Raw genomic sequence first — 11,893 nt, 5'->3', positions numbered from 1 at the left:
ACAAAAATCATAGCAATACAGATCCCAACTGCTAAGTTTACTCCCATCCCACCTCTCCTCTTAATAGAAGATACTGCTACAGCAATAATAGTTAAAATAAATACTGAAACTGGTAAACTCCATTTTCTATATAAAACCAATTTAAAACGCCCTACATTAGAAGAGCCCCTAGCTTCCTCTTTGGCTATAAACTCTTTTAACTCACCATACATTTTAGTTTCAGCTGCGTAAATTACTGGAATCAAATCATCAACATCGAAAGTAAAAAGCGTGTCTTTTTTTCTTATAATCTCTAATTCATCTTCGTGCTCGCCAATATCTCTTTTTACATAATTTGTTAACCTATAAATAGTATCCTTAGGTATATATCTGATAGTATTGGCTGTAATTTTATATTGAAGCTTATTTTCTTCAAAATGCTCTAAAGTAAAGTTATTACCAACATTGTTTTTAACATCAAAGTTACTTACGTAAATAATTTCGTTGTCATTTATTTGCCTGAATACATTGGTGTTTTCGACGGCACTTCTACCCTTTTTAAAATATTTATAGCTAAAATCATTAAACCCCTCACTAGCTTTGGGAGCTAAAAATAAGCCCAGAATTATTGCTAATATCCCAACAATTGTTGCCCCAATCATATATGGTCTTAAAAAACGAGTAAAAGAAACTCCGGAACTTAAGAAAGCTATAACCTCAGTATTATTTGCTAGTTTAGAAGTAAACCATATAACTGATAAAAATAAAAATAGTGGGAACAAGAGATGAGCAAAGTAAATAGTAAAGTCTAGAAAGTAAACTAAGACTTCATCTATAGGGACTTCGTTTTCAAGGATTTTTCCGATTTTTTCAGCAAGATGCACCGTTATCCCAATAGGAATGAAAAGCAGCAACATCATAAAAAATGTAAACAAATAACGTTTTAGTATGTACCAGTCTAGAATTTTCATCAATATTCTTACAAACGATTATCCATTTGTTTAACCATTTGATCTTTCCACGTTTTAAAATCTCCTGCTAATATATGTTTTCTAGCCTCGCGAACCAACCATAAATAAAATCCAAGATTATGAATAGTTGCAATTTGTTTTCCAAGTAATTCATTCACAGTAAACAAATGCCTTAAGTAAGCTTTACTATACTCTGTATCAACAAATGTAATTCCCATCTCATCCACAGGCGAAAAATCATCAGCCCATTTTAAATTTTTAATATTTATACTTCCATAAGCCGTAAACAACATGCCATTTCTTGCATTACGTGTTGGCATCACACAATCAAACATGTCTACACCTAACGCAATATTTTCTAAAATATTGATTGGTGTACCTACGCCCATTAAATATCTTGGTTTATCTTCTGGTAAAATGGAACAAACCACATCTGTCATTGCATACATTTCCTCCGCAGGTTCACCAACAGAAAGCCCTCCAATAGCATTACCAACTGCTCCAGCATTAGCTATATATTCAGCAGATTGCATACGTAAATCTTTGTAAGTACTACCTTGAACTATAGGAAAAAAGGCCTGATTATAATCATACTTTAAAGGTGTTTTTTCAAGATGATTAATACACCTATCTAACCAACGATGCGTCATGTGCATAGAACGTTTTGCATAGTTGTAATCACATGGGTATGGCGTACATTCATCGAAAGCCATAATAATATCTGCACCTATTGTACGTTGAATTTCCATAACATTTTCAGGAGTAAACGTATGGTAACTTCCATCGATATGCGATTTAAACTTTACACCTTCCTCCTTGATCTTTCTATTAGCAGACAATGAGTACACTTGATAGCCTCCTGAATCAGTTAAAATATTTCTATCCCAATTCATAAACTTATGAAGTCCTCCAGCTTTTTCGATAATTTTGGTTTGCGGACGCAAGTATAAGTGATAGGTGTTCCCTAAAATAATATCAGGATTTATATCATCTTTTAATTCTCGCTGATGCACGCCTTTTACAGTACCTACAGTGCCAACTGGCATAAAAATCGGAGTTTCAATAACGCCATGATCCGTAGTTATTTTACCTGCTCTAGCTTTACTTTGAGCATCTTTTGCGTTCAATTCAAATTTCATCCTTACTATTTAAGGTGGCAAAGATAAATAACTGAAAAATGATAATGATTGTAATGAAAAGAAAATAATTTACGTTTGGCAACGTTTTTGATACTGTTAATGAAATCTAAAAAAACGAACATTATGAGACATTTATTTTTTATTTTAATTATTGCCATCGCTTTTCCAACAGCTATAATGGCACAAACCTTACAAGGTATCGGCTTTAAAGCGGGATTGAATTACAATGCCAACGGTAATTATTTTGAATCTATTAATAACACCTCCCAAAACCCTGATAGAAACGTTGGTTATCACCTTGGTTTATTTGGTAAAATTGGAGATCAGGTTTATTTTAGACCCGAACTCGTTTATACAAGTACAAAAAGTGATTATGACAATGATAGCTTTAAAATGCAAAAACTAGATGCACCACTATTGGTTGGTTTAAAAGTTTTAGGACCAATTAGCGTATTTGGTGGTCCATCGTTACAATACATCTTGGACTCCGAATTTGATGGTGTAGCAATAAATGATATTGAAAATGATTTCTCAATAGGTTTAAATTTTGGTATTGGACTTAACTTCAAAAAATTGGGAATTGACTTAAGATACGAGCGCGGTTTTAGTGATAATGAAGCCACTTTTTTAGGAAATAATGGTATTGATACAAATAGACTTGATACAAGACCTGATCAATTAATTTTGAGTATATCTCTATTATTATAAGATGAAATTATAGAAATCAAAAAACCTCGCAATTGCGAGGTTTTTTGATTTAATCATTTCGTTATATTAGTTGTCTTTTGAAGTTGTTTCTTCTGGATCTAGATATTTTGGTATTCCATTAGCTCCAATATCATTTGTGGGGTCACCATCATCATTTGTATCTTCATTGATAGTTAATATACCATCACCATCATCATCTGTATCAAAATAATTTGGAGATCCATCATTATCAGTATCATCTCCATCCATTGTATCTACATCAGAATTTAATAAAAATTCTCCATCGTTGTTTAGATCCTCTTTATATGAAGGTACTCCATCACCATCATGATCATTTTCGGACATCCCATACATTTCAAATTTAAAAATTATAGATTCGTAAGTAGAAATACCTCCCGTAGCTGTAGAAAAATAAGCTAAACCTGAAGGTAAAAACATGACACCTGTACCATGATTTAAGTAATTTACACTACCATCTCCTGATTCAATAAAACTTTCAGCTGTATTAAAATCTGTCAAAACTTTTCTCCATCCTGGAATTAATGATGTTAAATCAAAAGAAACTGGAGTTACAGCGCTATCAAAAATTTCGTTTTCTAAATCAAAACCTTCATAAACAACAGATACGTTGTCTGCAAAAGTAGGAGATTCTGTTCCGCCTCCTTGGTTCAATTTTAAAACGTAATATTCATAATCAACATCTCTAAAAAATGTATTTTTAATTTCAACAGCATCCTTAAGCAAAGTACTTTCTGCTGGTATAGTCTCACCATCTAAAAGCTTAGTAATTACTAAATCTTTGATTTTAGGATTAGTATTTGGAGCACCAAAATCACTTGAATTGTAATAATGAGATTCTAAATAATCTAGTAATAAAGCTTTATCAGTAACTTGTTGCTCACCTCTATCTCGTATTACTAAAGTTACAGGTCCTACTCCGTCATCATCCTTTTTACAAGATGAAAACACCACAACAAAACTTAATATAAAAAAACCTATTTTTCTTAAACTCATTATTCCTTATTTTTGACGGTGCAAGATACAATTTTAATATATTCTTGCACAACAATATTAACGCCCTTTAACACAATAATTGTATGCGTATAGATAAATATTTATGGTGTATTAGATATTATAAAACAAGAACACTTGCAACAACGGCTTGCAAAAAAGGACATGTTCGTGTTAATGATGATGTTGTTAAACCAAGTAGAGATGTCTTTCCACAAGATATTATTATACTGAGAAAAGATCAAATAAATTATAGGTTGAAAGTTAATGATATTCCTGAAAGTAGAGTTGGTGCAAAATTAGTTGACCTATATAGAACAGATACCACACCAAAAGAACAGTTTGAAGCTCAAGAACTTTTAAAATATTCAAAAGACTATTACAGAAAAAAAGGTGTTGGTAGACCTACTAAAAAAGATAGACGAGATATTGATGATTTTACAGATGAAAATGAGTAATTTTATATTTTAAATTTACAAATACTATTATGACTGTTAAGACTAATGTAATCCTTAATCATAACGAAATCAACCATAAAATTAGACGAATCGCTTTTCAAATATATGAGAGTAATGTTGATGAAAAAGAAGTGATTCTAGCTGGTATAGATAAAAATGGCTATGTGTTTGCTAAAAAATTAAAAACTGTACTTCAAAATATATCTGACATAAACCCAATACTGTGTAAAGTTAGTATAGATAAAAAGCATCCTTGGGAAGAGGTAAAAACTTCTATTCCTGAAGAAGATTATAAAAACAAATCTATAGTATTAGTTGATGATGTGTTAAATTCTGGAACTACTTTGATTTATGGGGTTAAGCATTTTTTAAATGTGCCCTTAAAACAATTTAAAACTGCTGTTTTGGTTAACAGAAATCACAAAAAATATCCTGTGAAAGCAGATTTTAAAGGAATTTCACTATCTACTTCATTACATGAACATGTTCAAGTTGTTTTAGAAGGAAAAGTTTATGAAATTGTCTTAGAATAACTCTAAAATAATATCTTCTACAACATCATCTTTGGTTTTATTATCAATGGATACTTGAATTTCTGCTTGATTATAAAACTGAATACGCTCAAATAAATGTTTCCCTATAAACTCTGTCATTTCCTCTGTAGTTTCAATATGAGTAATTAAAGGTCGGGTTGCTTTTTTTGTCATTAGTTTATTAACAAGAGTCGTTAATGAAGCTTTTAAATATATACTCCTAACATTTTCGGCACTTAGAATAACATCTATATTTCCACTGTAACAAGGTGTACCTCCTCCAACAGATAGAATGGTATTATTTTCAGATTCTAATAATCTATTCAAATAATACGATTCTTGCTTTCTAAAATAGATTTCGCCTTTTTCTTTAAACACATCTGTAACAGACATATTTTCTTTATCTTCAATTAAATCATCTAAATCGATAAAATTATAGTTCAATTTTTTTGCTAATTTTTTCCCAATCGACGTCTTCCCAGAAGCCATATATCCAATTAATACAATGATCATTTTCTCGCTATAAATTGATTATTAAAAACATACGTATTCGAACCACAAAAAAACAAAAATTTCTTTAAAAAAAGTATTGTTTTATTAATTAAACATTTTATATTTGCACCCGCTAACAGGAATATGTTAGTTTTTAAATTATGACCTGGTAGCTCAGTTGGTAGAGCATCTCCCTTTTAAGGAGAGGGTCCTGGGTTCGAGCCCCAGCCCGGTCACGAAGAAAAGTTAAGCTTTATTGCTTAACTTTTCCTATTTTTACACACTTCTTTAATGCGCACGTGGCGGAATTGGTAGACGCGCTGGCTTGAGGGGCCAGTATCCGTTTTAGGATGTGGAAGTTCGAATCTTCTCGTGCGCACTTTTTATTAGGTCCTACTTTTTAATTGATTTAGAAATTTTAGGTAGTTAGTACTACTTGGATATAATTTTACTAATTTTTCAACTACTTTTTTTTTCCTTTTCAATTTTATTATCTTTTGAGTATCGATAAGCCAATAAATACAACAAATCTTGATTATTCGCGTCTTTTTTTAACCCTTTCAAAGCAAATAGTTCGGCATTTATCAAATCATTAACTTTATCATATAGAAGGCTTATATTCTAATACGGTCTTATATTTTCGGGCATATACTTTATTCCTCTAAAAAAAATAACACGGATGTAAAGCCTTAACTTTTATATTTTGTATTATTAAAACCGCCCAAAACAAATGAATCTGAAACCGTTTGCATCACTTTATCATGATGAGACCCTTGCCACAATTTAAACTCAGGGTTATGACATTCCTTACATTTTTGATCTCCTAAATAATAAATATCTGGGATTAATTTGGTGGTTTAAATACATTTTTTACTGCCTCATAATTAGCAATGTATTTTGATTATTTTTGTTTATCAGAGATGAAATTATTATTAAAACGAAGGCAACCGATAATTTATTAAGAAATTTCAAGATGAAAAACATTTACAATTGAGTAGGTTTTAAAAGTAAATAATTTATGAGTATTAAAAACTATTAAAAGTCATTTTTTAACTGAAAATCAATGAAGTATAAAAACTTTAAAACGATGCAAACGATACATATTTAGCAAATATTCAAATACAAGGAAATTCTAATCTTCTAATAAATAATTACTTTATCGATTAATTTTATTGCTGTTTTAACAAAAAAAATGTATTTTTGTTTAACGTAAAATCATTTTTAGTGAACAACATTAAGGTTAACTTTAGTATTAAGGATTTAGAGAACCTTACAGGAATAAAAGCACATACTATTCGTATTTGGGAAAAGAGATACAATTTACTGAGCCCTAATAGGTCTGATACTAACATTAGAAATTACAGCTTATTAAGTTTTCAAAAACTATTAAATATTTCTTTTCTAAACAACAACGGTTTCAAAATTTCAAAAATTGCCGAGCTTGATGAAGAACAAATACCCATAAAAGTTAGAGAAATTGCTTCGAGAAGAAAAGTTGAAGATCATGCCATTAATGCATTAAAAATGGCAATGATTAATTTTGACCAAGTATTATTTTACAGTACTTACAATAACTTGTTAGAAAACAAGACTTTCAGCGAAATTTTTTATTCTGTGTTTCTACCACTACTAAATGAGATTGGATTGTTGTGGCAAACTAACACGATAACTCCTGCACATGAGCACTTTTTAACGGTGCACATGAAACAAAAAATACTTTTAAATACAGAGAGGCTGCAACTTTTAGAGCCAAAGCCAGTATCGAAAACATTTGTTCTTTACTTACCTGACAATGAAATTCATGATATTGGTCTTCTTTTTATAAATTACCAATTAAGAGGTAAAGGCTATCATACTATATTCTTAGGTGAAAGTGTTCCAATGGAAAGTTTAACAGACTTACTTGATTTTTTTGATGAAATTACCTTTGTTTCTTATTTTACAGTTTATCCACTAGTACAGGAAATACCAGATTACATAAAAAAATTCAACGAATTATTGTTAAAAAAAGATAATACAAAACTATTTTTATTAGGAAAACAACTTTCTGACATACAACTCAATAATCTTTATCCGAAAACAACTATCTTCAATTCCATAGAAAATTTAATTAAAGATTTATAAATACCCTGTTATTGTTTAGCTTTTTTATATATTTGTTCAACAATTATGAAGTCAACTATAAATATAATAGGATCTGGATTTTCTTCCCTCTCCGCATCTTGTTATCTAGCTAAAGCTGGATACGAGGTTACAATTTTCGAGAAAAATAATACAATTGGTGGACGTGCCAGACAACTTGTCAAAGATGGTTTCACTTTTGATATAGGTCCAACATGGTATTGGATGCCAGATGTTTTTGAGCGTTTTTTTTCTGATTTTAATAAGAAGCCCTCCGATTATTACTCTTTGGAAAAATTAAATCCGGCCTACAGTGTTTACTTTGGTAAAGACGATTATATAACCATTGAAGATACACTTGAAAAAATTACCGAAGCTTTTGAAAAAGAGGAACCTGGAAGCTCAAAAAAGCTAAAGAAGTTTATCGAACAAGCAAAAAACAATTATGACATTGCTATTAAAGATTTAGTTTATAACCCTGGTGTGTCTCCTCTTGAGTTAATTACACCAGCAACAATTAAAAAAATCAATCAATTTTTTAGCACCATAAAAAAAAATGTCAGAAAAGAATTTAAAAATGATAGATTAGTTAAAATTCTTGAATTCCCGGTACTGTTTTTAGGAGCTAAACCTAGTGACACACCTTCATTCTACAGTTTTATGAATTATGCGGATTTTGGTTTAGGTACATTTCATCCTAAAAAAGGTATGTACCAGGTTATTACTGCTATGGAAAGTTTAGCTACAGAACTTGGAGTTACTATAAAGACAAATGCACCCATTGAAAATATTATTGTCCAAAACGGTGAATCAAAAGGCGTCGTTTCAAATGGAATAAATTATTATTCTGATGTTGTAGTAAGTGGTGCTGATTACCATCATACCGAAACACTTTTAGAAAAACCACTAAGGCAATATTCAGAGAGCTACTGGGAAAAGAAGACTTTTGCTCCATCTTCCCTTCTTTTTTATGTAGGGTTTAATAAGAAATTGAAAAATGTAAACCATCACACACTATTTTTTGATGTAGATTTTGATGTGCATGCGGAGGCTATTTATGATAATCCTAAATGGCCGGAAAACCCCCTTTTTTACGCGAGTTTTCCAAGTATAACTGATGATAACGTTGCCCCTGAAGGAAAAGAAGCTGGTATATTTTTAATTCCCTTGGCCCCAGGTATTGAAGATACTCCAGAGCTAAGAGCAACCTATTTTGATAAAATAATTACACGTTTTGAAAATTTAACATCGCAAAATGTAAAAAATGATATTATATTTAGGGAAAGTTTTTGTCTTAACGATTTTATAAATGATTACAATTCGTATAAAGGAAACGCCTATGGTATGGCGAATACATTAATGCAAACGGCTTTTTTAAGACCCAAATTAAAAAGTAAAACTGTTAAAAATTTATTTTTTACAGGACAATTAACGGTTCCTGGTCCAGGTGTTCCTCCATCGTTAATCTCTGGTAAATTAGTAGCAGATTTAGTAACAAAACATCATAGCATATTAGTATGAAGTCATTATTTGATACCGTTTCTTACAATAGCAGTAAGCTTGTAACAAAAACATACAGTACGTCATTCTCGCTAGCTACTAAAATGCTATATAAATCTATTAGAGGTGATATTTATAACATATATGGTTTTGTAAGATTTGCTGATGAAATTGTAGATTCTTTTCATGATTATAATAAAGAAATGCTTTTCAACAGATTTTCTGAAGATTTAGAATTATCATTAAAAAATAAAATCAGTCTTAACCCTATCCTAAATTCATTCCAACACACATTTCATAAGTATGATATAGATAAAGTATTAGTAGATGCTTTTATGAAGAGTATGCAATTGGATTTACATAAAACCGATTACCTAACAGAAGAAGAATACCATGCGTACATTTACGGCTCGGCAGATGTTGTTGGACTCATGTGCCTAAAAGTTTTTGTTAACGGAGATGATCTAAAATACAATGAACTTAAAGATACAGCTATGGCTTTAGGTTCTGCTTTTCAAAAAGTGAATTTTTTACGAGATTTAAAAGCAGATTTTGAAGGTTTGGATAGAACATATTTTCCAAATACTGATTTAAAAAACTTAGATGAATCGTCAAAACAAGTGATTATAGAAGACATTGAAGCCGATTTTAAAAAGGGCTTAAGTGGTATAAAAAAGCTCCCTGTAGAGGCTAAGTTTGGTGTTTTTATGGCTTACAGATATTACAGTCAACTATTAAAAAAGCTAAAAAAAACTCCCGCATTAAAAATAAAAGATTCCAGAATACGCGTTTCCAATCCTAAAAAAATCGAACTTTTAATGCGCAGCTATGTAAAATATCAATTAAATTTAATTTAAATTTTAGGTGATGAACACTCTATATTGGATACTCATATTTTTAGGCACATATTGTTTCATGGAATTCATGGCTTGGTTTACTCATAAATATATTATGCATGGTTTATTGTGGAGTTTGCATAAAGACCATCATCACAAAGATCATGATAGTTGGTTTGAACGTAATGATGCCTTTTTTATATTCTACGCCGTAGTTAGTATTGGTTTCTTTTTACTTTGGAAAAACACAAGTTTTTGGCAAGGTTTACCCATAGGTTTGGGGATTTTCGCTTATGGTTTATCATACTTCATAGTTCATGATATATTTATACATCAACGTTTTAAACTTTTTAGAAATGCTAACAATTGGTATGCAAAAGGTGTAAGGCGCGCTCACAAAATTCACCACAAGCATTTAGGAAAACAAGATGGTGAGTGCTTCGGGATGTTGTTCGTTCCGTTTAAATATTTCAAAAAATAGTTTCACCTACCTCCCTGATGACAAATAATGTCCATTACGATTATATTATTGTTGGAAATGGATTAGCTGGATTACAGCTTGCCCTAAAAATGGCGACCGATTCATTCTTTGACGAAAAGCTAATCGCTTTAATTGACACTTCAGAAAAAAAAACTAATGATAAAACGTGGAGTTTTTGGGAAACTAAGTCTTCTCAATGGAAAGATATTGCTCATAAGTCTTGGAATAAAGCTTCGATAATTACATCTAAAAAAAACATTGATTTAGAACTTAATCCATATTCATATAAAGCAATTCAAGCTATAGATTTTTATATCTATGCTAAAAAAAAGCTTTCCAAAAAAGGAAATATTAGATTTATAGTTGAACATGTTGAATCAATAACAGAAGATGACATAGTAAAGGTGTCAACTAATAAAACCACATATACAGCTGGGCATGTTTTTGATAGCAGAATTCCTGAAACCTTTTCCATTAATTCAAAGAAACATATTTCTATCATACAACATTTTAAAGGTTGGGTTATTAAAACTGAGAATAAAGCGTTTGAAAAAGACAGTATCATCATGATGGATTATAGATTGAAGGATGGTGAGCAAACAACCTTTACTTACGTATTACCTTTTTCTGAAACCACAGCATTGGTTGAATTCACTTATTTTACCTCACAACTTGTTAATGAGGACACCTACGACTCGTTTATTAAAACCTATATTAAAGATTATCTCAAAATTGACAACTATTCCATAACTGAAACTGAAACAGGTCAAATACCTATGACCAATTTCCCTTTTGAAAAGTTCAATACAAATAAAATAACAAAAATTGGAACAGGAGGTGGTTGGGTTAAAGGCTCAACGGGATATTCTTTTAAACATACACAAAAAAAAGTTTCTCAAATTATCGAGAATATTAAAGCAAACAAAATACCATCACATAGTTTATTTAAAAGTCGATTTAAGTTTTACGATAAAATATTCTTAAAAGTTTTAAAAGATGAGAATCACAAGGGTGAATGGATATTTCAGCAGTTTTATGATAAAAATTCTATCCAAACGATGTTTCGTTTTTTAGATGAGGAATCTACTTTCTTTGAAGAATTGAAAATTATGTGGTCTTTATTTTCTTGGAGTTTTATAAAAGCATTCTTTAAAACACTATAAAATTAATTTTTCTATAGCATTTCTAACAGCTTTACTATTCCAATTAGCAGCACCGGTTTTATCAATCACTATTCGACCATTTTTAGCTATTAAAAATGTTCTAGGAATACTTTTAACATCAAAAGCTCGAGGGTATTTAGTTATTGGTTTATATACATCGAACGTATATCCCTTTTTACTAACAAACTCATTGATTACTGAAAATTCTTCATTTGAAATAAAAACAAATTCAATTTTATCTTTATAATCTTTATATAATAATTGCATACTTGGCATTTCGGCAATACAAGGTGGACACCACGTTGCCCAAAAATTAACTAAAACCACTTTGTCTTTCATGCTATTAAAATTTAAAGCAGTGCTATCCTCAGCCATTAAACTCCAATTATAATCTTCAATAATAGTCTGTTTTGATTCATCGATTTTAGAAGGACTAAAAATTGCTAAACTCTTATGCAATAAAACCTGTATTGGTTGTCGTGTTTGAGGTATAAGTAATGC

At 30.6% G+C, this 11,893-nt stretch carries 14 protein-coding genes and 2 tRNA genes; 10 read left to right on the top strand and 6 right to left on the bottom strand.

Annotation, left to right across the window (positions count from 1 at the left end):
- Both QZ260_RS10465 and tgt read right to left on the bottom strand, forming a co-directional pair.
- On the bottom strand, positions 1-950 hold a 950-nt coding region (locus tag QZ260_RS10465), incomplete at its 3' end, for an LptF/LptG family permease (RefSeq protein WP_295985900.1).
- A gap of 8 nt (positions 951-958) precedes the next feature.
- Entirely contained in the window at positions 959-2,089 is a 1,131-nt protein-coding gene (gene tgt / locus QZ260_RS10460) for a tRNA guanosine(34) transglycosylase Tgt (RefSeq protein ID WP_295985898.1), read from the bottom strand.
- Between the two features lie 123 nt (positions 2,090-2,212).
- Between tgt and QZ260_RS10455 the strand changes: the two genes are divergently transcribed.
- The gene (locus QZ260_RS10455; RefSeq protein ID WP_295985897.1) at positions 2,213-2,797 is read left to right on the top strand and encodes an outer membrane beta-barrel protein; all 585 of its coding nucleotides are present in this window, start codon (positions 2,213-2,215) and stop codon (positions 2,795-2,797) included.
- Between the two features lie 66 nt (positions 2,798-2,863).
- Here QZ260_RS10455 and QZ260_RS10450 read toward each other — a convergent pair whose 3' ends face one another.
- Positions 2,864-3,811 carry a hypothetical protein gene (locus QZ260_RS10450; RefSeq protein ID WP_295985896.1) on the bottom strand — a complete coding sequence of 316 codons (948 nt, stop codon included), beginning with the start codon at positions 3,809-3,811 and terminating at the stop codon, positions 2,864-2,866.
- A gap of 83 nt (positions 3,812-3,894) precedes the next feature.
- Here QZ260_RS10450 and QZ260_RS10445 point away from each other — a divergent pair, with 83 nt between their 5' ends.
- Both QZ260_RS10445 and QZ260_RS10440 read left to right on the top strand, forming a co-directional pair.
- Positions 3,895-4,266, top strand: coding sequence for an RNA-binding S4 domain-containing protein (locus tag QZ260_RS10445; RefSeq protein WP_295985894.1), 372 nt, complete (start codon positions 3,895-3,897; stop codon positions 4,264-4,266).
- Between the two features lie 29 nt (positions 4,267-4,295).
- Positions 4,296-4,799, top strand: a complete 504-nt coding sequence (locus tag QZ260_RS10440; protein WP_295985890.1) for a phosphoribosyltransferase domain-containing protein — start codon at positions 4,296-4,298, stop codon at positions 4,797-4,799.
- Here the strand turns inward: QZ260_RS10440 and QZ260_RS10435 are convergent.
- Entirely contained in the window at positions 4,791-5,312 is a 522-nt protein-coding gene (locus tag QZ260_RS10435; protein WP_295985889.1) for a shikimate kinase, read from the bottom strand. The two genes, QZ260_RS10440 and QZ260_RS10435, sit on opposite strands and share 9 nt — an antisense overlap.
- Before the next feature lie 142 nt (positions 5,313-5,454).
- On the opposite strand from QZ260_RS10435, the gene QZ260_RS10430 reads away from it, so the two are divergent.
- Together QZ260_RS10430 and QZ260_RS10425 are read left to right on the top strand one after the other, a co-directional pair.
- A tRNA-Lys gene (locus tag QZ260_RS10430) sits at positions 5,455-5,527 on the top strand.
- 57 nt (positions 5,528-5,584) lie between these two features.
- Positions 5,585-5,670: transfer RNA gene (locus QZ260_RS10425), tRNA-Leu, on the top strand.
- A gap of 310 nt (positions 5,671-5,980) precedes the next feature.
- Here QZ260_RS10425 and QZ260_RS13200 read toward each other — a convergent pair.
- Positions 5,981-6,127, bottom strand: coding sequence for a multiheme c-type cytochrome (locus tag QZ260_RS13200; protein WP_365969545.1), 147 nt, complete (start codon positions 6,125-6,127; stop codon positions 5,981-5,983).
- Between the two features lie 388 nt (positions 6,128-6,515).
- On the opposite strand from QZ260_RS13200, the gene QZ260_RS10420 reads away from it, so the two are divergent.
- The 5 genes from QZ260_RS10420 to QZ260_RS10400 are packed head-to-tail and all read left to right on the top strand — an operon-like array spanning position 6,516 to position 11,392.
- Positions 6,516-7,415, top strand: coding sequence for a MerR family transcriptional regulator (locus QZ260_RS10420; RefSeq protein WP_295985885.1), 900 nt, complete (start codon positions 6,516-6,518; stop codon positions 7,413-7,415).
- A gap of 45 nt (positions 7,416-7,460) precedes the next feature.
- Positions 7,461-8,933 carry a phytoene desaturase family protein gene (gene crtI / locus QZ260_RS10415; protein WP_295985882.1) on the top strand — a complete coding sequence of 491 codons (1,473 nt, stop codon included), beginning with the start codon at positions 7,461-7,463 and terminating at the stop codon, positions 8,931-8,933.
- Complete coding sequence (locus tag QZ260_RS10410) at positions 8,930-9,769, top strand: phytoene/squalene synthase family protein (RefSeq protein WP_295985881.1); 840 nt, start codon at positions 8,930-8,932, stop codon at positions 9,767-9,769. Before crtI ends, QZ260_RS10410 begins: the two co-directional genes overlap by 4 nt.
- A gap of 10 nt (positions 9,770-9,779) precedes the next feature.
- Positions 9,780-10,229: a sterol desaturase family protein gene (locus tag QZ260_RS10405; protein ID WP_295985880.1), complete on the top strand. Its 450-nt coding sequence runs from the start codon at positions 9,780-9,782 to the stop codon at positions 10,227-10,229.
- 17 nt (positions 10,230-10,246) lie between these two features.
- On the top strand, positions 10,247-11,392 hold the full coding sequence (locus tag QZ260_RS10400) for a lycopene cyclase family protein (protein WP_295985879.1): 1,146 nt from the start codon (positions 10,247-10,249) through the stop codon (positions 11,390-11,392).
- Here the strand turns inward: QZ260_RS10400 and QZ260_RS10395 are convergent.
- The coding region (locus QZ260_RS10395) for a TlpA disulfide reductase family protein (RefSeq protein ID WP_295985878.1) at positions 11,387-11,893 on the bottom strand (507 nt) is incomplete at its 5' end. The two genes, QZ260_RS10400 and QZ260_RS10395, sit on opposite strands and share 6 nt — an antisense overlap.

It is taken from the genome of uncultured Algibacter sp. (assembly GCF_905480415.1).
GTDB lineage: Bacteria > Bacteroidota > Bacteroidia > Flavobacteriales > Flavobacteriaceae > Algibacter_B.
The sequence above is the reverse complement of the archived record's forward strand: the minus strand, read 5'-3'. Positions and strand labels throughout refer to the sequence as shown.